At 65.2% G+C, this 20,547-nt stretch carries 18 protein-coding genes; 9 read left to right on the top strand and 9 right to left on the bottom strand.

The window, feature by feature from the left end:
* Window positions 1-31: 31 nt before the first annotated feature.
* The 6 genes from CLG96_RS17995 to CLG96_RS18885 form a co-directional block, all read right to left on the bottom strand.
* Window positions 32-811 (bottom strand): class II aldolase/adducin family protein, encoded by a 780-nt coding sequence (locus CLG96_RS17995; RefSeq protein ID WP_107970154.1) that lies wholly within the window; start codon window positions 809-811, stop codon window positions 32-34.
* Window positions 812-829: 18 nt separating this feature from the next.
* The gene (locus CLG96_RS17990) at window positions 830-1,777 is read right to left on the bottom strand and encodes an NAD(P)-dependent oxidoreductase (RefSeq protein WP_107970309.1); all 948 of its coding nucleotides are present in this window, start codon (window positions 1,775-1,777) and stop codon (window positions 830-832) included.
* A 4-nt stretch (window positions 1,778-1,781) separates the two neighbouring features.
* Window positions 1,782-2,960: an acyl-CoA dehydrogenase family protein gene (locus tag CLG96_RS17985; protein ID WP_107970152.1), complete on the bottom strand. Its 1,179-nt coding sequence runs from the start codon at window positions 2,958-2,960 to the stop codon at window positions 1,782-1,784.
* A gap of 5 nt (window positions 2,961-2,965) precedes the next feature.
* The gene (locus CLG96_RS17980; protein ID WP_423828215.1) at window positions 2,966-3,961 is read right to left on the bottom strand and encodes an ABC transporter substrate-binding protein; all 996 of its coding nucleotides are present in this window, start codon (window positions 3,959-3,961) and stop codon (window positions 2,966-2,968) included.
* 271 nt (window positions 3,962-4,232) lie between these two features.
* Window positions 4,233-5,288, bottom strand: a complete 1,056-nt coding sequence (locus CLG96_RS17975; RefSeq protein ID WP_107970150.1) for an aldo/keto reductase — start codon at window positions 5,286-5,288, stop codon at window positions 4,233-4,235.
* Window positions 5,255-5,425, bottom strand: a complete 171-nt coding sequence (locus tag CLG96_RS18885) for a hypothetical protein (RefSeq protein ID WP_165799698.1) — start codon at window positions 5,423-5,425, stop codon at window positions 5,255-5,257. Before CLG96_RS18885 ends, CLG96_RS17975 begins: the two co-directional genes overlap by 34 nt.
* Window positions 5,426-5,510: 85 nt before the next feature.
* Between CLG96_RS18885 and CLG96_RS17970 the strand changes: the two genes are divergently transcribed.
* Entirely contained in the window at window positions 5,511-6,461 is a 951-nt protein-coding gene (locus CLG96_RS17970) for a LysR family transcriptional regulator (protein ID WP_107970148.1), read from the top strand.
* A gap of 13 nt (window positions 6,462-6,474) precedes the next feature.
* On the opposite strand, the gene CLG96_RS17965 is transcribed toward CLG96_RS17970, so the two are convergent.
* Window positions 6,475-7,092 carry a LysE family transporter gene (locus CLG96_RS17965; protein WP_107970146.1) on the bottom strand — a complete coding sequence of 206 codons (618 nt, stop codon included), beginning with the start codon at window positions 7,090-7,092 and terminating at the stop codon, window positions 6,475-6,477.
* A 119-nt stretch (window positions 7,093-7,211) separates the two neighbouring features.
* On the opposite strand from CLG96_RS17965, the gene CLG96_RS17960 reads away from it, so the two are divergent.
* Both CLG96_RS17960 and CLG96_RS17955 read left to right on the top strand, forming a co-directional pair.
* Window positions 7,212-8,084, top strand: coding sequence for a LysR family transcriptional regulator (locus CLG96_RS17960; RefSeq protein ID WP_207796749.1), 873 nt, complete (start codon window positions 7,212-7,214; stop codon window positions 8,082-8,084).
* Window positions 8,085-8,197: 113 nt separating this feature from the next.
* The gene (locus CLG96_RS17955; RefSeq protein WP_107970142.1) at window positions 8,198-9,208 is read left to right on the top strand and encodes a LacI family DNA-binding transcriptional regulator; all 1,011 of its coding nucleotides are present in this window, start codon (window positions 8,198-8,200) and stop codon (window positions 9,206-9,208) included.
* Between the two features lie 4 nt (window positions 9,209-9,212).
* Here the strand turns inward: CLG96_RS17955 and CLG96_RS17950 are convergent, their stop codons facing one another.
* The gene (locus tag CLG96_RS17950; protein ID WP_207796748.1) at window positions 9,213-10,811 is read right to left on the bottom strand and encodes an alpha-glucosidase; all 1,599 of its coding nucleotides are present in this window, start codon (window positions 10,809-10,811) and stop codon (window positions 9,213-9,215) included.
* Window positions 10,808-12,649, bottom strand: a complete 1,842-nt coding sequence (locus CLG96_RS17945; protein ID WP_423828214.1) for an alpha-amylase family glycosyl hydrolase — start codon at window positions 12,647-12,649, stop codon at window positions 10,808-10,810. The genes CLG96_RS17950 and CLG96_RS17945 overlap by 4 nt, the downstream gene beginning before the upstream one ends.
* Window positions 12,650-13,224: 575 nt before the next feature.
* Between CLG96_RS17945 and CLG96_RS17940 the strand changes: the two genes are divergently transcribed.
* The 6 genes from CLG96_RS17940 (at window position 13,225) to CLG96_RS17915 (ending at window position 20,499) form a co-directional block, all read left to right on the top strand.
* Entirely contained in the window at window positions 13,225-14,814 is a 1,590-nt protein-coding gene (locus tag CLG96_RS17940; RefSeq protein WP_207796747.1) for a sodium:solute symporter, read from the top strand.
* Window positions 14,815-15,039: 225 nt separating this feature from the next.
* Entirely contained in the window at window positions 15,040-15,906 is an 867-nt protein-coding gene (locus CLG96_RS17935) for a cytochrome c oxidase subunit II (RefSeq protein WP_107970136.1), read from the top strand.
* Window positions 15,903-18,434: a cbb3-type cytochrome c oxidase subunit I gene (locus CLG96_RS17930; protein WP_107970134.1), complete on the top strand. Its 2,532-nt coding sequence runs from the start codon at window positions 15,903-15,905 to the stop codon at window positions 18,432-18,434. Before CLG96_RS17935 ends, CLG96_RS17930 begins: the two co-directional genes overlap by 4 nt.
* Window positions 18,431-18,820, top strand: a complete 390-nt coding sequence (locus CLG96_RS17925; RefSeq protein WP_107970132.1) for a hypothetical protein — start codon at window positions 18,431-18,433, stop codon at window positions 18,818-18,820. The genes CLG96_RS17930 and CLG96_RS17925 overlap by 4 nt, the downstream gene beginning before the upstream one ends.
* Window positions 18,821-19,444 carry a cytochrome c oxidase assembly protein gene (locus CLG96_RS17920; RefSeq protein WP_107970130.1) on the top strand — a complete coding sequence of 208 codons (624 nt, stop codon included), beginning with the start codon at window positions 18,821-18,823 and terminating at the stop codon, window positions 19,442-19,444.
* Complete coding sequence (locus tag CLG96_RS17915) at window positions 19,441-20,499, top strand: c-type cytochrome (protein ID WP_107970128.1); 1,059 nt, start codon at window positions 19,441-19,443, stop codon at window positions 20,497-20,499. The genes CLG96_RS17920 and CLG96_RS17915 overlap by 4 nt, the downstream gene beginning before the upstream one ends.
* The last annotated feature ends 48 nt before the right edge of the window (window positions 20,500-20,547 follow it).

The raw sequence follows: 20,547 nt of genomic DNA, 5'->3' as shown, positions 1-20,547 counted from the left end.
GAGCGGCGCTCCTCCCTCGCCCGTTCAGGGATTATTCGAGGAAATCCGGCTGCTCGCGCAGCACGCGCTCCCATAGCGGACGGAAGCCATAGGCGCCGGGATCGCCGCCGCGCATCTGATCGGCGGTATGGCGCGCCACCTCATGGTCGATCGGCTTGATCGTGCCCGCCGCCTCGGCGAGCAATTGCGCCTGGCAGGCATTTTCGAACGCGACATAGCCCGCCACCGCACTTTCCACGCTCCGGCCGACGGTGAGGATGCCGTGATTCTGCAGGATCGCGGCGCGCTTGTCGCCCAGCGCGGCGGCAATCCGCTCGCCTTCCGACGTATCGAACACGATGCCGGTGAAATCGTCGAACAGGACATGGTTGTCGTAGAAGAAGCAACTGTCCTGGCTGATCGGATCGAGCAGGCGCCCCAGCGCCGACCAGGCCTTGCCATATATGGAATGCGAATGCGCCGCCGCGATCACGTCCGGCCGTGCCTTGTGGATCGCCGAATGGATCGCGAAGCCGGCCTGGTTGATCGGCCCCTCGCCCGCCAGGATGTTGCCGTCATGATCGACAAGCACCAGATCCGACACGCGGATATGGCCGAACCAGGGCCCGATCGGCGCCACCCAGAAACGATCCTCATATTCCGGGTCGCGCGCGGTGATATGGCCGGCAAGGCCATGGTCATAGCCCTTCAGCGCGAAGATGCGATAGGAGGCCGCCAGCCGGCGCTTGCGATGCAGCCTTTCCTCCTCGACGGTCGCGCGCGGCGCTTCGCCGCGAAGCTGAAAGGCTGCGGGACGGACGATCTGGTTCATGAATATCCCCCTTTCGGATCAATAGCCGGCCTGGACATCGACGATGTCGCCCGGCGCCTCGCCCCGCACGAAGCGATCGATATTGGCAGCGACCCTGTCGAACAGCAGGCCGCGCACGGCGGTGTAGTTGGACGAGACATGCGGCGTCAGGCGCACCAGCGGATGCGTCCAGAGCGGATGGCCGGCAGGCAGCGGCTCGGGCTCGGTAACGTCGAGCGTCGCGAAGCCCAGCCGCCCGGCATCGAGCGCCGCCAGCAGCGCGTCCTGATCGAGCACCGATCCACGCGCGACATTGATGAGATGCGCGGTGGGCCTTGCGCGCGCGAGCAGCTTCGCATCGATCAGCTTGCGCGTCGCCTCGGTCGCGGGCAGCGCCAGCACCAGATGATCCGCCGAAGCGACGAGCAGCCCGAGATCGTCGAGCAATTCGACGCCCGCGACCGGGCTCGGCAGATGCCGCCGCCGGCTCGCCACGACCCGGGCGCCCAGCGCCAGCACGCGCCGTGCCACCGCCGTCCCGATCGCCCCAAGGCCGATGATTCCCACCGTGCTGCCGGATACCCGGCCGAGCGGTGCCTGCTTCCAATCCGAAAGGCTGCGCGCGCGCACCGCTTCGAGATTCTTCGCCTGCGCATAGATAGCGGCGATCACATAATCGGCGATCTCGTCCGAGGCGACACCGCGCCCGCAGGAGACGATCGGTGCATCGAGCAGCCAGCGCGGATAGAAGTCCACGCCTGCCGAGGCGCTATAGACCCATTTCAGCCGTCCCGGCCAAGCCGCCGGCCGCGCGCGATCCCGGCTGCCGCGCCATGCCGGCGAGGGACGGACGAGCAGCATGTCGGCATCGTTCGCGGCTTCCCAGGGGCGCTCCTCCGGCACGTCGATCACGATGGGCTTCACACGATGCGCGCGCAGATCCGCGTTGAACCCTTCCTCCATCTGGCTGGCGATCACGAGGCTCATCGCATCAGATCCCCAGGCCTGCGCGCCCGGCGGCGACAAGGATCGTGTCATTCTGGGGCGAATGGATGCGGCTGCACAGCACGTCGCGATAATGGCGCTCGAGCGGATTCTTTCGGCTGAGCCCCGGATTGCCGGTCAGCTCCAGCCCGATCTCGACCGCACGAATGGCATTGCCGGTGGCGAGATATTTGACATTATTGGCTTCCACCGCAGTCGGAACATCGCCCGCATCGGCGCGTCCGGCGGTGGCTTCGATCAGCACGCGGTTGGCATGGAGCAGCGCCTCCAGCTCGCCGAACTTCTCCTGCACGCGCGGCAGGGTGGCGAGCGACGCGCCGAGATTGGTCGGCACGCGCGCCTTCAGATAATCGCGCAGCCAGTCGCGCGCGGCCCGCGCTACCCCGTCATAGATGGTCGAAATGGCGAGCGCATTCCACAGGCCTTGCGCGCGATCCTCGGGCCGTGCCGCCCAGTCGGCCGGCGCGCGCACATCCACCGCATGCGCAAGCGGGATGGGCGTATCCTCGAACGCCACCTCGTGGCTGACGGTCGCGCGCATGCCGAGATGATCCCAGGCGGGCCGGATGGTGATGCCGGGGCTGTCCGCGCGGACGAGGAAATTGCCGACACGTGGGCTTTCCTCGTCGGTGCGGGCCCAGACGGCGTACCAGGCCAGGCCGGTCGATCCGGTGGAATATATCTTGCTGCCGCTGATCGCCCAGCCATCCGCCGTGCGCCGCGCCACCGTCTTGGGCAGGCCGCCGCGCACGGGCGTCCCCAGTTCGGGCTCGACGCGCAGGCCGCCGATCAGCCCGCCGCCCGCCACCGCCTCGCGCGCGAGCTGTTCATAGAGCGGGCGCGGCCATGATTGCGCGCGCGTCGGCGTCGCATGATAGCCATAGGTCATGGACAGGATCAGCGCGGTCGAAGGCTCGCCCTTGGCGACTGCACCGAGCACGCGCAGCGTTTCCGCAAATCCCGCGCCGCGCCCGCCATAGTCGGGCGAGACGGTGAGGCCGATCAGCCCCTTTTCCGCCAACAGATCGAAATTGGCGCGCGGAAATTCGGCGCTGCGGTCATAGGCTTCGGCGGTCTCCGCGAACCGGCGGCTGATATCGTCGAGCACATGCTGCGGCACCGGGCCGGAAGCGGGCGGACGGGCGAGGGCGAGCGTCGCGGACATGGGGCTCACGCCTCCTCCTGGATGATGGAATTGAAGCGATCGTCCCACAGCGGCCGGACATCGACATGGCCGGGGATAAGGCCGACACGGGCGAAGACGTCCGCCACCTCCTGCTGCGAGGCGATGGCCGCATCGGTGACGGGACGGAGCGTGTAGACATCGCTCTTCCGACGGAATTGCTCCCGCACATATTCGAGCGGGACGCCGATATTCCCAGCGATCGTGCTCGCCCATTCGTCCTGATGCGCTGCGGCCCAGGCGTAGGCCCGCTTGATGAGCCGCAAATAGCGGCCGATCAGATCGACCTTCGCCGGATCGGCCAATGCATCGACATGCGCCGACACCAGATAATTGCCGGACAAGATGCCGAACGCGGTCTTCAATATGCGCGCGCCATCGATCGCGATCGCCCGCTCGATCGGGTAGCCATAGATCGCCCAGGCATCGAGCGACCCGCGCGAGAAGGCCGCCGCACCATCGGACACGCCCATCGCCACCGGCTGGATATCATCCCAGCCGAGGCCGACCTGCTCCAGCATCCGGATCAGATAATATTGCGAGGTGGTCGCGCGGACATAGCCGACGCGCTTGCCCTTCAGATCCGCGATCGACCGCGCGGCCGATCCCTTCGGCACCAGCACGACCTGGTTGTTGACGTTGCCATGGGCGATCGCGATCTGCCGGAAGCTGTGGATGGTCGAGGCGGCCGCGAAGATCGGCGGGATCTCGCTCATCCCGCCATAATCGAGCGAACCGCCGTTCAGCGCCTCGATCACCAGATGACCCGACTGGAAATCGCTATATTCGACGCGGAAGCCTTCGGGCGCGAGGCCCGCGGTCCTGATCAGAAGCCGCGTATCACCATCGCCCTTGCCGGTGATGGAGGCGCGCAGCACATCGCCACCCGCTGCGTTTTTGCCCCCGCATGCCGAGAGCGCCAGCCCCATCGCCGCGGCGCCTCCGCCGAGCAGAATCTGTCGACGACCCCAGATATCAGCCACGCACGGCCTCCGGGGTGCTCAGGAAAACTGCCGTCAGCCGCTCGCGCCAAGCCATGAATGCCATCCCGCTTCACAAAACCATAGGCGCAAGGCGCCTTTCGTTAATTCATAGCGCTAAACTATGACTTGTGCACAAGCGCGCATTTTTTCAGCTAGTGGAAGCGGAACTTAATTATTGAGCTCTGCTAGGATATATTATGAGCAACGCTGATGGCTCGAAGACCGAAGCCGCACGCCCGATCACTCGGACGTGCGGCGCCGGTTGCAGCTATCAGGCCGCCTCGGCCGGGATGGTCACGGGCGGCGGATTGACTGCGCTGAAGCCTGCGTTGCGCCAATAAGGATAATAGGGATAGGCCGGCGTCACGGCGCTGGCCGCATCGAGACGGGCGATCTGCTCGGCGCTGAGCGACCAGCCGACCGCGCCGAGATTGTCGCGCAACTGGCCTTCATTGCGTGCGCCGATGATCACGCTGGAAACGGTCGGCCGCTGGAGGAGCCAGTTGATCGCGATCTGCGGGATCGTCCTGCCGGTCTCGGCGGCGATTTCGTCCAGAATATCGACCACGCCGTAGAGCAGTTCGTCATCGACGGGCGGGCCGATATCGGCGGTCTCGTGCAGGCGGCTGACCTTCGGCAGCGGCTGGCCGCGACGGATCTTGCCGGTCAGCCGGCCCCAGCCCAGCGGGCTCCAGACCATGGCACCCACCCCCTGATCGAGGCCGAGCGGCATCAACTCCCACTCATAATCGCGGCCGACCAGTGAATAATAGGCCTGATGGACGATGTAGCGCGGCCAGCCATGACGATCGGCAGCGGCCAACGACTTCATCAGATGCCAGCCCGAGAAGTTGGACGCGCCGACATAGAGGATCTTGCCCGCGCGCACGAGATCGTCGAGCGCCGAGAGCGTCTCCTCGACCGGGGTGAAGGCGTCGAAGGCGTGCAGTTGCAGGAGATCGATGCGGTCGGTGCGCAGGCGCTTCAACGCTGCCTCCACGCCCCGGACGAGCCGCAGCCGCGAATTGCCCGCGTCCAGCGGCCCATCGCCCATCGGCAGACCGATCTTGGTGGAAATCAGCGCCTCGTCGCGCCGGCCCTGCAGGGCCTCGCCCAAAGTCTCCTCCGACGCGCCGTTCGAATAGACGTCAGCGGTGTCGAACAGCGTGACGCCGGCCTCCAGGCAAATGTCGATCAGCCGGCGCGCTTCCTCGACGCGGGTGTCGCCCCAGGCACTGAACAGCGGCCCCTGCCCACCGAAGGTTCCGGCGCCGAAGCTAAGTGCGGGCACCTTCAGGCCCGAAGCGCCCAATTGTCTGTAATCCATGCAATTATCTCCTTGTCAGGCAGGGATGGACGGGCGCCGCGATGCTCGATGCCGAGGCTGCTCAGCGCCAATGCCGAGAGCGGCGCCAGCGCGGCGACCGGGCCGATGGCGAACAGGCCGGGCCCATTATCGATCACCGTCCCGCCCAGCAGCGGAGATGGAGCCTTGTTCGTTTATGAACTAGAATGAAAATGGGAACAGCATCTGTGAGATGAGGTTGAAATGGCCAGGCTGGAGGTCAATCGTGCGGGCGAGATGGAGGTGTTCGTACGTGCGGTCGAACTTGGCGGTTTCTCGGCGGCCGCGCGCAGCCTGCGCATGACGCCATCGGCGGTGAGCAAGCTTGTGGCACGGCTCGAAGCCCGTCTCGGCGCCCGGCTGATCAACCGCTCGACCCGCAAGCTGCAATTGACGGCGGAAGGACTGGCGTTCCACGAAAGAGCACTTCGCGTGCTCGCCGACCTCGACGAGGCCGAACGCGCGGTCGCCGCGGGCGCGGCGCCGCGCGGCCGGGTCAGGGTAAATTCCAACGTGCCCTTCGGACTGCATTATCTCCTGCCGCTTGCACCGCGCTTCACGGAGCTCCATCCGGAGGTAACGCTCGATATCACCATCACCGATCAGGTGATCGATTTAATGGACGAGCGCGCCGACGTCGCCATTCGCGTGGGACCGATGCGCGCATCGCAATTGATGTCGCGCAAGCTGGGCGAAAGCCGCATGGCCATTGTCGCGTCGCCCACCTATCTGGCCCGGCGTCCCGCCCCCGCCAGCCCCGCCGAGCTTGCGGACCACAGCCTGATCAGCTTCAACTTCGCCCGGCACTGCGACGAATGGCCTTTCCGTGCGGGGAACGAACGCTTCTTCCTGCCGGCCCATGGCCAGGTCATGGTCGGTGACGGAGAGAGCGCAAGACGGCTCGCCATCGCCGGCCAGGGCCTCGCCCGGCTGTCCCTCTTCCATATCGGCCGCGACATTGCGGCCGGACGACTGGTGCCCGTCCTGGAAGCGTTCAACCCCGGCGATGTAGAGGAGATCAATGCCGTCTATCTCGGCCAGGGCGGATGGTTGCCGGCGCGAATACGCTCCTTCATCGATTTCCTCGTCGAGACCGTCGACATCGAGAATCCGTCCCGCGCCGACCGGAAGCCCGAAGAATTCGGCCACAGCTAAGCGCGCCACGGCCTCAGCGGCTGACCGTCGCCATCGCCAAAGCAGTTCCGAAGCCGAGGAGCAGCGCGCCGAACGCACGGTCGATCCAGTGGCGAATCCTGAGCAGAAGCCGGCGCATCTCGCCTGACGAAAAGAAGAGGGCGACCAGCGAGAACCAGAGCATATGGGCCGCCGAGATGAACAGGCCATATCCGATCTGAACAGCCATTTCCGTGTCAGGATGCACCACCTGCATGAACAGACTGACGACGAAGATCGTCGTCTTGGGATTGAGCGCATTGGTGAGGAATCCCGTCCTCAGCGCCTGCCCGTCAGTCAATAGGGGCGCCACTGCGGCCTCCACGACGGCCGCCGGCCTGGCTCGAAGCATCCTGACGCCGAGATAGATAAGATAGGCGGCCCCCACGAGCTTGAGCAGGCCGAACAGGATGATCGATTGCCGGATCAGCAGGCCGATGCCCAATATGGTGTAGCCCACATGGACGAGCGCGCCCATGCCGATCCCGATCGCGGTCAGCACGCCGGCGCGACGCGACAGGACAAGGCTGTTGCGCGTCACCATCGCGAAATCCGGCCCGGGACTGATCACAGCCAGCAAGGTGATTGTGATTACACCTAGCAACTCCGTCATTCATGACCTCCGCGCCGATATATATTGGCTGCCTAGAAATAGAGGCTGTCGACGCATAGGAAAAACGATGCTTAGTAACGACCATGGTGCGTGGAGTTCACAAAATAGGCAGACGATCCATGCCCCCGCTGGGCGGATTGCGATGTTTCGAGGCCGCGGCCCGGCATGAAAGCTTCTCCCGCGCGGCCGAGGAACTGAACCTCACCCATGGCGCCGTCAGCCGCGCCGTCCGGGCGGTCGAAACGGAGCTTGGAACCAAGCTTTTCGATCGACGCAGCCGCCGCGTCTTTCTCAACGCCGATGGCGAACGGCTGCACAAGGCGATCTCCCAGGCGTTCGACCTGATCGGCGACGCGGCTCACAAGATCCGCGCCCGTACCCGGCACACACCGCTCCTCCTGTCTTGCGAACCGACGCTGTTGATGCGCTGGCTGATCCCGAGATTGCCGTCATTCCACGCAGCTTATCCCGAGATCCCGGTTCGCCTGGTCGCAGGCGGAGGTCCCTTCTCTTTCGGTGGCGGCATCGATCTCGCCATCCGGAGGAACGACTTTGATTGGGGACCGGCCATCCATGCCGCCAAGCTGTTCGACGAACAGGTCGGCCCCATATGCAGCCCCGGCAGAGTGGAGGCCTTTTTCGAGAGGAGCGATCATGCCCGGCTCCGCGACGACGCAATGCGCCTCCACGCCGCCACGCGCCCCGATGCCTGGTCGAGCTGGGCGGAACTGAGCGCGTCCGCAACGGCAGGAGCCGAGCCCGAGGAACATGTCTTCGAGCATTTCTATTTCAGCCTGCAAGCGGCCGTAGCCGGCCTTGGAGTCGCAATCGGCCCCTATCAGCTCGTGCGCGACGATATCGCCGCAGGCCTGCTCGTCGCGCCGATGGACTTCGTGGAAGACGGATCCTCTTATTTCCTCCTGTCCGATCACAAGATAGAGGATGGGACCGCCGAGGCGCGACTGCTGGACTGGTTGCGATCGGTCGCCTGATGCTCATGCGAACCTGAAAAGAGAATGAGCGGGCTTGCAAAATGCCTCGGCCGATGTGCTAGAGAGGCGATGAAAAATTTTGCAGCAAAGCTTGCAACGACGGACATACGGCAATGAGCAAGTCGACCCGGCTCGAGGATCTCGCAGCACTTGCCGGCGTGTCGATCTCCACCGTCAGCCGTGCGCTCAACGACAGTCCGGCGGTCAATCTGCGTACCAAGCAGGCGATCTGGAAGCTTGCGCGCGAGCATGATTATCCCTTCCGCCGCTACATGCCCGCAGGGCCGATCGGGGCGGACGCCACGATCGCCATCGTCGTGCCGCGCCCGCAGGGCCGCGAAGGGCGGCTTTCCGATCCCTTCTTCCTGGAGCTGCTTGCCGGCGTGGGCGAAGCGGCGCGCGAGCGGGGCTGCGACGTGCTCGTCAGCCATGTCGCGCCCGCCAATATCGAGGATCTGTCCGTGCTGACGAGCACCAGCCGGGCGGACGGCATCATCTTCCTCGGGCAAAGCTCGCTGCACCACGAATTCAACCTGTTGGCAGAGCAGGATGCCCGCTTCGTGGTGTGGGGCGCGCAACTGCCCGAACAGGCCTATTGCTCGATCGGGAGCGACAATCTGCTCGGCGGGCGGCGCGCGACCTTGCACCTCGCCCGGCTCGGCCGGCGCCGCATCGTCTTCCTGGGCGATACCGAAGCGCCGGAGTCGATGCAGCGCCATCGCGGCTATCTGGACGGGCTGACCCAGGCCGGGCTCGATCCCGATCCGGGCCTCAGCGTGCCGGCCCATTTCGACGTGGAGGGCGCCGAGGCCGCGGTGGACCGGCTGATCGCGCGTCGCATCGATTTCGACGGGATCGTCGCGGCGAGCGACCTGATTGCCCTGGGCGCGATCCGGGCGCTGCTGCGCGCCGGCCGTTCGGTGCCGGGCGACATATCGGTGGTCGGCTATGACGACGTGCCGTTCGCCCGATACAATCATCCGGCGCTCAGCACCATTTCGCAGGATACGGCCAAGGCCGGGCGGCTGCTTGTCTCGAAGCTGCTGCTCGCGCGGGAGGGTGGCGACATCCGCTCCGAGCGCGTGCCGACCGACCTGATCGTGCGCGAATCCTGCGGCGGCTGAACGCTCAGCCCAGCCGTTCGGCGATGAAGCCCGACAATGGCGGCAGCAGCTCGCCCTCGGGGCCGCCGACCGCTTCGATCATGCGCCATGTAGCGGCATCGGACGGCTGCCATGCCACCGCCTCGTTCCCCAGATTGAAGGCGCAGAGCAGCCGCTCCCCATCCGCCTCCCGTTCGAACGCCAGCAGCGGCGCGGGCAGGTCGATCGGCCTGATTTCCCCCGCACGAAGCGCCGGCCGGACCTTGCGCAACGCGATGAGCCGCCGGCTGAGATTGAGGATCGAGCCGGGGTCCACCTCCTGCAGATCGACCGCAAGATCGAGATGCTCGGGCGGGACCGGAAGCCATGGCGCGATGTCGCAAAAGCCACCATTGGGCATATCGCCATGCCATGGCATCGGCGTGCGCGCGCCGTCCCGCCCCTGCGTCGCGGGCCAGTTGGCGATCGCCTCGGGATCGCGAAGCTGCTCGAAGGGCACATGCGCCTGCGGCAGCCCGAGCTCTTCGCCCTGATAGAGGAAGATATTGCCGCGCAGCGCCATCAACACCATCAGCGCCAGACGCGCGAAAGCGCGCTGATCGCGTCCGGCGGCCCAGCGCGAGACGACGCGCGGCGCGTCATGGTTGGAAAAAGCCCAGCTCGGCCACCCCTCCCCATCCTCGCCCGGCCAAAGCGCGATCGTGTCATGGACGAGTTCGGGCGTCAGCCGGTCGGCATAGAGGAAATTGAATCCATAGGCGCTGTTGAGCCGGTCCGGCCCGTGCGTGAACAGCTTCATCTCCCGATCCGCCTGCTCGCCGCCGACTTCGGCGACGGTGAAGCGATCGCCGCCATAGCCGTCGATCAGCCCGCGCAGCCGCTGCAGGAAGAGCGGGATATCCGGATGCGACTGGTTATGGAAATGATGCTGGAACTCGAACGGGCGCGTCCGCTTTCCGACGCCGGGAGCGACCGGCGGATTATCGGTCAGCGCCGGATCGTGCATCGAGAAGTTGATCGCATCGAGACGGAAGCCGTCGACGCCCCGATCGAGCCAGAAACGGGCCGTATCGAGCAATGCCTGCTGCACATCCGGATTGTGGACGTTGAGATCGGGCTGCGACGACAGGAAATTGTGCAGATAATATTGGCCACGCCGCGCGTCCCAGGTCCAGCAGGGGCCGTGGAAGACGGATTGCCAATTATTGGGCGGCGAACCATCCGGCTTCGCATCCGCCCAGACATACCAGTCGGCCTTGGCATTGGTGCGGTCCGTACGGCTTTCGCGGAACCATTCATGCTGATCGGATGTGTGCGAATAGACCTGATCGATAATCAACTTCAGGCCCAGCTCATGCGCGCGCGCCACCAGCCGGTCGAAATCATCGAGCGTCCCGAAGATCGGGTCGACGCCCCGATAGTCGGCGATATCATATCCGAAATCCTTCATCGGTGAGGTGTAGAAGGGCGACAGCCATATGCCGTCCACGCCGAGCGATGCGACATGATCGAGCCGCGCGGTGATGCCCGGAAGATCGCCGATGCCGTCATTATTGGCGTCCGCGAAGCTGCGTGGATAGATTTGATAGAGGACGGCGCCATGCCACCAGCAATTGCCGCTCAACGTGCCTCTCCCGACGGCTGTGCCGTGCAGACGAGATAATCGAGCGGGGCAAGGCTCACCGCATAGCTGCCCCGCGCGCTGGCCGCGGGCGCGCAGCTTCCATGAAGCGAGCGCCAGCTTCGTGATGCCGCATCCACCTGTATCTGGCCACTGACGGGCTTCGTCGATGTGTTGAGCACCACCAGCGTTTCCGTCCCATCGGCAAGCTGGCGGGAAAAGGCGAAAAGCCCCTGCCCCTCGTCATAGTTGCGAACGATCTGCTCGCCCCGGCGCAATGCCGGATCGGCGGCGCGGATTGCGGCCATTGTGGAAATCGCTCGATAAAGCGGCGCGGCGGGATCGAAGCTGGCGGTCGCGGTCGTCTTGTCCGTACCGATCAACTTATTGTCATTGTAGCTGGCGACCTTGCTCGCAAACATGTCCTCGCGCGCATCCTGATCGCCGCCATCACCGGTGAAGCCCTGCTCGTCGCCATAATAGATGACGGGCGCGCCGCGTGCGAAGATCAGCATCGCATGGCCGAGCGTCACCCGCTTGAACAGATCCTCGTTCGAAAGCGAGGGAGCGGCCGCGCGGAGCAGATGGGCGAAGCGGCCCATATCATGATTGCCGAGGAAGGTCGGAAGCTGCACCGCCGAAACGGGCCCACCCTCATAGAGCGCATCGACCTGGAAGAGCTCTGCGAGCCGATCCGTCCCGGCCTTGCCGGCCAGCACCTCCGTCACCGCCGATTGGAAACCGAAATCGAGCACCGCGGGATAGCGATCGACCCGGGTGAAACGCGCCAGCGTCGCGGGATCGGGATCGGCCACTTCGCCGAATATATGGAAGTTCGGAATGCCGCGCGCCTTGGCCCGTTCGATCATGGCGGGCACGAAGGCCTGCCAGAATTCCGGGTTCACATGACGCGCCGTATCGATACGGAAGCCGTCGATCCCGAAATCGTCGATCCACTTGCCATAGATGTCGATGAAGCCCTGCATCACGCGGGGATTTTCGGTGAAGAGGTCGTCGAGCCCCGAAAAATCGCCATAGGTAGAGCTTTCGCCCTTGAAGCTGGTGTCGCCGCGATTGTGGTACCAGATTGGATCGTTCAGCCATTCGGGCTTTTTGACCTTCGCCTCCGCCGCCGGGACATAGGGCGCATAAGCATAGTCCGGCTGGGTAAGCCGGGCGAAGTTCGCTGCCGTCTGCCTGGCCTTGTCGTCACCGGCAAAGCCCGCATTGATGCCCGGCCCCTTCACGCCGCCGCGCGTGGAATAGGGATAGTCGGCAAGGCTGCGATAGGCGCAGGCGCTCGTCGGACATTCGCGATAGCGGATCACGTCCGCCGTATGATTGGTGATGATGTCGAGATAGACCTTCACGCCCCGTGCATGCGCGGCGTCGACAAACGCCTTGAGGTCCGCACGCGTGCCGAAATGCGGATCGACATCGGTGAAGTCGGTGATCCAATAGCCATGATAGCCGGCTGATTCCTGGCCGGGCGGGCCCTGGACAGGCTTGTTCTTATAGATCGGGCCGAGCCAGATGGCGGTCGCGCCGAGGCCCTGAATATAATCGAGCCGCGCCGTCAGCCCCTTGAGGTCGCCGCCATGATAGAAGCCCTTGGCCGCGGGATCGAAGCCGGTCCGCAGGCGATCGCCCTTAAGCCCGCCGCGATCATTGGCGGCATCGCCATTTTCGAACCTGTCGGGCAGGACGAAATAGATCAGTTCATCCTGCGCCAGCCGATCGCGAAAATTTGCCGCGGGCGCCATCGGCGCGCCGAACAGCATGGCCGCCAAGCCGAGCGCCATGGCCGATACGCCGAATCGCTTCTCTTTGCGCTGCCCCATATGCCTTCCTCACCCTCTTGCCCGGCCGGGTTTCCGCAAGACGGTCCGCCGGTTTTGTCGTGTAGTTTTGCATAAACTTGCAGATGGCGGAGAGCGCCGTCAAGCGAGCATTGCGGGATGAAGATAGGACAGTCACTCAAGCCGCATATGAAAAGCGGCTTTGTTGCGGCACACCATGCTATGCTCGCATCTGCGGCAGAAGGAAATTCGCTTTTGGCTATTGTCATCCTGCCAAGGATTTGCATAGATTTTCCAGAAAATGGATCGACGCGGACGCACGCGCCGACGAAGCGGAGAGTGGCGCCAAGCTGTACCTGCAAGCTGCATGTCGCAGTCCGTTGCCGGGCAGATAAGCGTCGAGGTGCATCAGCCTGGAGGGGGACAATGGCAGAAAGCAGGAAAGCAGAATCAAGATCGCTGGCGCGAAAGCCGGCCACCATTCATTCTGCCCGGACAAGATGATCGGCGAACAATTCCGCTCTGGAGGCTGATCTCCACGCCAAATTCACCGAATGACACTGAGATAAAATAAAAACCGCACCGGAACGATCGGCAAGCGGGAGCATCAAGGAGGGATGATGCCACCAATTCAGCGAGGGCTAGCGTCGATCGATCTGATGGTGATCGCGCTCTATGGCATGGCGGTGATCGCGCTCGGCCTGTGGGCGGGGCGTCGCCAGGCAAGCGGATCCGATTTCTTCCTCGCATCGCGGGAATCGCCTTGGCCGGTGATCGGCCTGTCGCTGCTCGCCTCCAACATTTCCTCGGCGACGCTGATCGGCCTGGCGGGGGCCGCCTATGCGATCGGCATCTCGGTCTTCAACTATGAATGGATGGCGGCGGTCGTCCTCGTCTTCTTCTGCATCTTCTTCCTGCCGTTCATCCTGCGCAGCCAGGTCTATACGATGCCGGAATTCCTCGAGCGGCGGTTCAGCCGGGGCATCCGCATCTATTTTTCGGCGCTCACCATCTTCCTGTCGGTGGTCGTGGACAAGGCGACGACGCTCTATGGCGGCTCGCTGATGTTCAAGCTGCTTCTGCCCGACATGCCCGTCTGGCAGATCGTGGCGGGGCTCGCGGTGGCGAGCGGCGTCTACACGATCGTCGGCGGCCTGAAGGCGGTGCTCTATACGGAAGTCGTGCAGGCGGTGATCCTGCTCGGCGCGGCGGTGATCCTCAGCATCTTCGCCTTCGACAAGGTCGGCGGCTGGCATGCGCTCCACGCCGCCGTGTCGCCGGACAAGCTCAGCCTGATCCGCCCGCTCGGCGATCCCGGCATGCCATGGCTGGGCCTGGTGCTGGGCGTGCCGATATTGGGCTTTTATTTCTGGTGCACCAACCAGTTCATGGTGCAGCGCGTGCTCTCCGCCAAATCGCTCGATCATGGTCGCTGGGGTAGCCTGTTCGCGGGCCTGTTGAAGCTGCCGGTGCTGTTTCTGATGGTGCTGCCGGGCACCTGCGCGATCCTGCTCTACCCCCATCTCGGCAATGCCGATCTGGTCTATCCCACGCTGATGTTCGATCTGTTGCCGGCCGGACTGCTCGGTCTGGTGATCGCGGGTTTCCTCGCGGCAATCATGTCGGCCACGGCATCGACCTTCAATTCGGCGGCGACGCTCTTCACCATGGATTTCGTACGGATCTGGCGTCCGGAGCTGAAGGGCAAGGCGCTGGTGCGCGTCGGCCGCCTCGCGACCGTGGGCTTCATGCTGGTGGCGATCGTCGTGGCGCCGCAGATCGAACGGTTCGGATCGCTATGGCAATATCTGCAGGCGATGCTGTCCTATAGCTCGCCACCGATCGTCGCGATCTTCCTCATCGGCCTGTTCTGGCGGCGGGCCAATGCGCGTGGTGCCGCCGCGGCGATCGTGGCGGGCCTCGCGGCGGGGATCACGCTCTTCGCGCTCAACGCTACGGGCGCCTTTCCGCTGCACTTCCTCTATGTCGCACCGATCCTGTTCGTCGCGGCGGGCGTGGCGATGATCCTCGGCAGTTGGACGGCACCGCCTCCCTCGCCCGCGCAGGTCGAAGCCCTGATCTGGACGCGCCGATATTGGCATGCCGAAAGCGCGGAATTGCGCGACATCAGCCTCTGGAAAAATTACCGTTTCCAGTCGCTGATCCTGCTGACGCTCACCGCATTGCTGGTCATCTGGTTCCGCTGATCCGCCGCGCAGCATAGGCTGCCAAACGGCATGGGAACATGATCGTCATGTTCCCGTTGGAGCTTTTGGCGGGATCGAAACCCGCCTTGCTGTAGAGGCTCCACGATCTTCAACTGCCGGTTCCGTCCCGCCGCTATTCTCATCTTCCCGCCGCTTCTTGCATCGGCCTGTGCGGGCGAACAATCGACACTCGATCCCGGCAGCGCCGAGGCGGCGCGCATCGCCATGCTTGCGGGTGGGATGGCGATCGCAGCACTCCTCATCTATCTTTCCGTAATGCTGATCGCAGCCCATGTCGGGCGGCGACGCCGGGGCCGGATCGACCATCATACCGGCATGCGCTTCATCCTCTGGGCGGGCGCGATCGGGCCGACGATCCTGCTGCTCGTCCTGCTGCTGACCGCGCTTCCCATGATGCGGCCGATCGAGGCCGGCGCACGCGATCTGGCGATCGACGTGTCGGGTGAGCAATATTGGTGGCGCGTGCGCTATCGCCCGCCCGGCGGGCCGGCGGTGGATGCGGCCAACGAGATCCGCCTTCCCGCCGGCCGGCCGGTGCTGTTCAACCTGTCTTCGCCCGACGTGCTGCACAGCTTCTGGATTCCGGGCCTCGCCGGCAAGATGGATATGATCCCGGGCCGGACCAACCGGCTCGTCATCCGCGCGACGCGGCCCGGCCGCTATCGCGGCGCCTGCGCCGAATTTTGCGGGCGATCCCATGCGCTGATGCGTTTCACCGTCGTCGTGATGGAAGCGCAAGCCTTCGATCGCTGGCTTGTCAAACAGGCCGCGCCCTCCCCGGCCGCGCTGGCGCAAAGCGATGCGCGCGCGCTTTTCCGGGACTATGGCTGCGCCGGCTGCCATGCGATCCAGCCGGATGCCATTGGCCGGCGCAGCATCGGGCCGGATCTCGGCCATGTCGGGGGCCGCGGATCGATCGCCGCCGGCGTGCTGCCCAATGAGGAAGCGGCCATCGCCGGCTTCATCCGCCATCCGGAACGGACCAAGCCCGGCATCGCCATGCCGTCCTTCGACTTCATGCCCGAAGCCGACGCCCGGGCCATCGCCGCCTGGCTGAGGTCGCTCGAATGAGCGTCGATCCGCAGGACGATCCGGCCGTCCGCCGCGCGCAGGCGGATCGGCTTTCCGCCGTCTGGGCCAGCCCGAAGGGCCTGTTCCTGCGCTGGACGGACACGAACAATAATCGCGTCGGCGCCTGGTATGTCATCACCGCCTTCGCCTTCTTCCTGTTCGCGGGGGCGCTTGCGCTGCTGATGCGCGCGCAGCTTGCCATGCCGGACAATGATCTGGTCGGCCCGTCGACCTTCAACCAGCTCTTCACGCTGCATGGCTCGATGATGATGTTCCTCTTCGCCGTGCCGATGTTCGAGGCGACGGCGATGCTGCTGCTGCCCCAGCTCCTCGCCGCGCGCGATCTGCCTTTCCCCCGCCTCTCGGCCTTCGGCTATTGGAGCTTCCTGATCGGCGGTGTGTTCGTCGCCGGATCGATCTTCTTCGGTGCCGCGCCCGATGGCGGCTGGTTCATGTATCCGCCGCTCACCACCGAGCCCGAACAATCGGGCATCGGCGCGGACATATGGATGCTGGGCCTGTCCTTCATCGAAGTATCGTCGATCGCGGCGGCGGTGGAGCTGATCGTCGGCGTGCTCAAATGCCGTCCGCCGGGCATGCGGCTCAACCTGATGCCGCTTTACGCCTGGTATATCCTCGTCGTCGCGGTGATGATCCTGTTCGCCTTCCCGCCGCTCATCGCCGGCGATATATTGTTCGAGCTCGAGCGGCTGCTCGACTGGCCCTTCTTCGATGCCGCGCGCGGCGGCGATCCGCTGTTGTGGCAGCATCTTTTCTGGATCTTCGGCCACCCGGAAGTCTATATCGTCTTCCTGCCCTCGATCGCGATCTTCGCCATGGTGGTGCCGACTTTCGCGCAGCGCCATATGCTGGGCTATGCGTGGATCGTGCTGGCGGCGGTGGGCACGGGCTTTCTGAGCTTCGGCCTGTGGGTCCACCACATGTTCACCACCGGCCTGCCGGGCATCAGCCTGGCCTTCTTCTCGGCCGCCTCCGAAGCGGTGGCGATACCTACGGCGGTGCAGATCTTCGTCTTCATCGCGACGCTCTGGGCAGGTCGGGTGGTCTGGTCGACGCCCTTGCTCTATGCCGCCGGCTCGCTCGCCATCTTCACCCTCGGCGGGCTGACCGGCGTGATGGTCGCCATCGCGCCGTTCGACTGGCAGGCGCATGACAGCTATTTCGTCGTCGCCCATCTTCATTATGTGCTGATCGGCGGCACGGTGCTGCCGCTCATCGGCGGCCTTTATTATTATTGGCCGCTGCTCACCCGGCGCAAGCTTTCGGACCGGCTCGGCAAGATCGCCTTCTGGTTGATGTTCGCGGGCGCCAATATCGCCTTCTTCCCGATGCATTTCTCCGGCCTGCTCGGCATGCCGCGCCGCGTCTATAGCTATCCCGAGGCGCTGGGCGTCGGCGGCCTCAATCTCGCCTCCACCATCGGCGCCTATCTCTTCGCGGCGGGCATGGCCGTCATCGTCCTCGATCTCGTCTGGCCGCGAAGCCACCCGCCCGTGGTCCGCAACCTCTGGAATGCCGGCACGCTCGAATGGCTTGCCGAGACGGACGACACCAATTGGGGCGTCCGATCCGTGCCGATCGTCCTCAGCCGCTATCCGCTGTGGGACGATCCCGATTTTCTGCGCAAGGTGGACGAAGGCCGCTTCTACCTGCCCGATGCCGAGGAGGGTAAGCGCGAGACGCTGGTCACCAGCGTGATCGATGCCGTGCCGATCCAGGTGCTGCGGCTGGCGGGCCCCAGCATCATCCCCTTGGCGACGGCGGTGGCGCTCGGCGGCGTCTTCATCCTGACGACCTTTCATCTTTATCTGGCCGCCACGATCAGCGGGATCGTGACGCTGGCGTTGATCCTCTTCTGGCTCTGGACGGGCACCGGCCTTCAGCCCGAGAAGCCGGAAAAGCATGTCGGGCTGGGCCTCAGCCTGCCGCTCTACATATCCGGTTCGCGCTCGGCCGGCTGGTGGGCGATGTTCATAACGATGATGGGCGATGCCACCGCTTGGGCGAGCCTGGTCTTCGGCTATTTCTTCTACTGGACGATCCATCCCGTTTTCCCGCCCGCCGCCGCGCCGGGGCTCGCCGGTCCGGGCGTCTTTTGGCCGATGGCGGCCATGGCGCTGATCCTCGCCGGATGGATAGGCACGATCGCGGCGCGCGAGCTTTATGCGCGCGGTGTCGTGCTCGCGGCCCGTCTTACGCTTGTCGCTGCGACGCTGCTGTCGCTTGCCGGCGGCCTCGCCTCGCTGGCGGGGCCCTGGCTCCATGGCCTCGATCCGGCACGCCACGTCTATCCGGCGATCGTCTGGGTGTTGGCCAGCTGGGTTTCGGCCCATGTCGCCGCCGGCATAATCATGCAGCTCTATTGTCTGGCGGGAAGCTTCGCCGGCCGGCTGACGCCGCAATATGACGGCGATCTGCGGAACATCACCGTTTATCAGCATTTCCTCGCTTTGTCGGCGGCGATCACCTTTCCGGTAATCGGCCTGTTTCCGGAGGTAGCGCGATGATCGGCAAGCTCCATGCCCGCGCGCAGCAGCTTCGTGCGACGCTGTGGACGATGATCGTGCCGCCCAGTGCCTGGGCGGCGCATTTCCTTGCCTGCTATCTGCTTGCAGCGATCACCTGCGCCAAGCTCGGGCGGACGGCGCCGGTCGATCGGACCCATCTGATCGTCGGCGGCTTCACGCTGTTGGCGCTGCTCGTCATCGCCGCATCCGCCTTCATCGCCTGGGCGCAGCGTCGCATCGAGGGTGATCCCCCGCCGCACGACGATTCCACGGACGAAGATCGGCTGCGCTTCCTCGCTACCGCGACGCTGATGCTCGCGGCGCTGAGCGCGGTGGCGGTCATCTATGTCGCTGCCTCGGCGCTGTTCTTCGAGGATTGTCGCTGAATGGCTCCCTTCGCGCTCATCGGCGGGGTCGGCGTCGCATTCGTCGCCTGGGCAATCGCGCTGACGGGAAATGCCTTCACCGGCCATATGGTCGCGCATATGGCGCTGGTCGCGGTCGCGGCGCCGCTGCTCGCACTGGGACTGGCCGGCACGCGGCTCGATCCGGCGACGCGCTGGCCGGGCCATGTCGCGCCGTTGCCCATGTCGCTGGTCGAACTGGTCGTCGCCTGGGTCTGGCATGCACCGGCCGCACGTGCCTTCGCCGAAGCGTCGCTGCCCGGCTTCCTGATCGAACAGGCGATGTTCCTCGCCGCCGGGCTGCTGCTCTGGTCCGCCTGTCTTGGCGCGCCCCCGCAGGATCGGGCGCGTCGCGGCACCGGCGTCGCGGCGCTGCTCCTCACCTCGATGCACATGACGTTGCTCGGCGCACTTCTCGCGCTCACGCCCCGCCCGCTCTACGGCATGGCGATCAGAAGCTGTCTCGGCATCGATCTGCCGCCGCTGGTCGATCAGCAGCTCGGCGGCACGATCATGCTGATGATCGGCGCCGTCGCCTATCTGGTCGGTGGCCTCACCCTGCTGGGCGGCCTGCTGCGCGCCCGGGCGGGAGAGGAGTCGCGATGACGCTCCACCTGCGCTGGAAGCATCTGATCGGCATCGTCGCAACAATCGTGATCGGCAGCATGATACTCGCCTGGTCCGGCCTGATCAGCGTCGCGGCCTCGAGCGGTCACTGGAAGATCAGCGACTGGTTCCTCCATTGGGTGATGCGCAATTCGGTGCGGACGCAAACCGCGCTGTCGGTTGACGGCGCCGTTTCCGACGATCGCGCATTGGTCGCCGCCGCGGGCCATTATGCGGCCGCCTGCACGGTTTGCCACGGCGCCCCGGGCGAGCCGCCCTCCCCCCTCATGCGCGCCGCGACCCCGCCCGCGCCCTCGCTCACCGGCACGGCGGACCGCTGGAGCGAACGCCAGCATTTCTGGATCATCCGCCATGGCGTGAAATATACCGGCATGCCTGCCTGGCCGGCGGCGACGCGCGAGGATGAAGTCCGCCGCATGGTCGCCTTCGTTCGCCGGGTCGGGCATATGTCGCCCGCCGAATATCGCCGCCTCGCTTATGGCACGACCGGCCTGATCGCATCGCGCGCGGTCACGCTGGAAACCGCGCTTCCCGACTGTGCCCGCTGCCATGGCGATGACGGGCGGGGCCGCGGCCAGCGCGACATTCCCATTCTGGCCGGGCAGGATCCGCGCTACCTCGCATCCGCGCTTGCCGCCTTCCGCAGCGGAGCGCGGCCGAGCGCCGTCATGCAGACCGCCGCCACGCGGATCGATCCGGCCACCGCGCAAGCATTGGCGAGACATTATGCCGCCCTTGCCCGTCCGGCCGGAAAACCCTCTGCCACCACTCTCCCGAACGCGGAACGCATCGTCTCGCACGGCTTGCCGGAACGGAAGCTCCCGGCCTGCGCGAGCTGCCATGATCGGCCGGCAAGCCGAACCGCCTATCCCCGGCTGAAGGGCCAGCGCGCCGCCTATCTGGCGGACCAGCTCCATCTGCTCCGCGAACAGGGTGCGGTCGCGAGCCCATCGCGCCGCCTCATGGCCCGGATCGCGCGGAACATTCCCGAGCAGGAGATCGAGGCCATAGCGCGCTGGTACGCGGCGCGCTGAGCCTGGGAACGATCGCCCGCAACGGGCATTGCCCCGCCAGTGCCGATT

The sequence above is a fragment of the Sphingomonas oleivorans genome, from assembly GCF_003050615.1.
GTDB classification, from domain to species: Bacteria; Pseudomonadota; Alphaproteobacteria; order Sphingomonadales; family Sphingomonadaceae; genus Sphingomonas_H; species Sphingomonas_H oleivorans.
Note: the sequence above shows the minus strand (reverse complement) of the source record. Positions and strands in the feature narration are given on the sequence as shown.

Excerpts from the sequence above, each read along its gene's own strand:
- CLG96_RS17995 (WP_107970154.1), bottom strand. The coding sequence starts at position 811 with ATGAACCAGATCGTCCGTCCCGCAGCCTTTCAGCTTCGCGGCGAAGCG.
- CLG96_RS17990 (WP_107970309.1), bottom strand. The coding sequence starts at position 1,777 with ATGAGCCTCGTGATCGCCAGCCAGATGGAGGAAGGGTTCAACGCGGAT.
- CLG96_RS17985 (WP_107970152.1), bottom strand. The coding sequence starts at position 2,960 with ATGTCCGCGACGCTCGCCCTCGCCCGTCCGCCCGCTTCCGGCCCGGTG.
- CLG96_RS17975 (WP_107970150.1), bottom strand. The coding sequence starts at position 5,288 with ATGGATTACAGACAATTGGGCGCTTCGGGCCTGAAGGTGCCCGCACTT.
- CLG96_RS17970 (WP_107970148.1), top strand. The coding sequence starts at position 5,511 with ATGGCCAGGCTGGAGGTCAATCGTGCGGGCGAGATGGAGGTGTTCGTA.
- CLG96_RS17965 (WP_107970146.1), bottom strand. The coding sequence starts at position 7,092 with ATGACGGAGTTGCTAGGTGTAATCACAATCACCTTGCTGGCTGTGATC.
- CLG96_RS17960 (WP_207796749.1), top strand. The coding sequence starts at position 7,212 with ATGCCCCCGCTGGGCGGATTGCGATGTTTCGAGGCCGCGGCCCGGCAT.
- CLG96_RS17955 (WP_107970142.1), top strand. The coding sequence starts at position 8,198 with ATGAGCAAGTCGACCCGGCTCGAGGATCTCGCAGCACTTGCCGGCGTG.
- CLG96_RS17945 (WP_423828214.1), bottom strand. The coding sequence starts at position 12,649 with ATGGGGCAGCGCAAAGAGAAGCGATTCGGCGTATCGGCCATGGCGCTC.
- CLG96_RS17940 (WP_207796747.1), top strand. The coding sequence starts at position 13,225 with ATGATGCCACCAATTCAGCGAGGGCTAGCGTCGATCGATCTGATGGTG.
- CLG96_RS17935 (WP_107970136.1), top strand. The coding sequence starts at position 15,040 with ATGCTTGCGGGTGGGATGGCGATCGCAGCACTCCTCATCTATCTTTCC.
- CLG96_RS17930 (WP_107970134.1), top strand. The coding sequence starts at position 15,903 with ATGAGCGTCGATCCGCAGGACGATCCGGCCGTCCGCCGCGCGCAGGCG.
- CLG96_RS17925 (WP_107970132.1), top strand. The coding sequence starts at position 18,431 with ATGATCGGCAAGCTCCATGCCCGCGCGCAGCAGCTTCGTGCGACGCTG.
- CLG96_RS17920 (WP_107970130.1), top strand. The coding sequence starts at position 18,821 with ATGGCTCCCTTCGCGCTCATCGGCGGGGTCGGCGTCGCATTCGTCGCC.
- CLG96_RS17915 (WP_107970128.1), top strand. The coding sequence starts at position 19,441 with ATGACGCTCCACCTGCGCTGGAAGCATCTGATCGGCATCGTCGCAACA.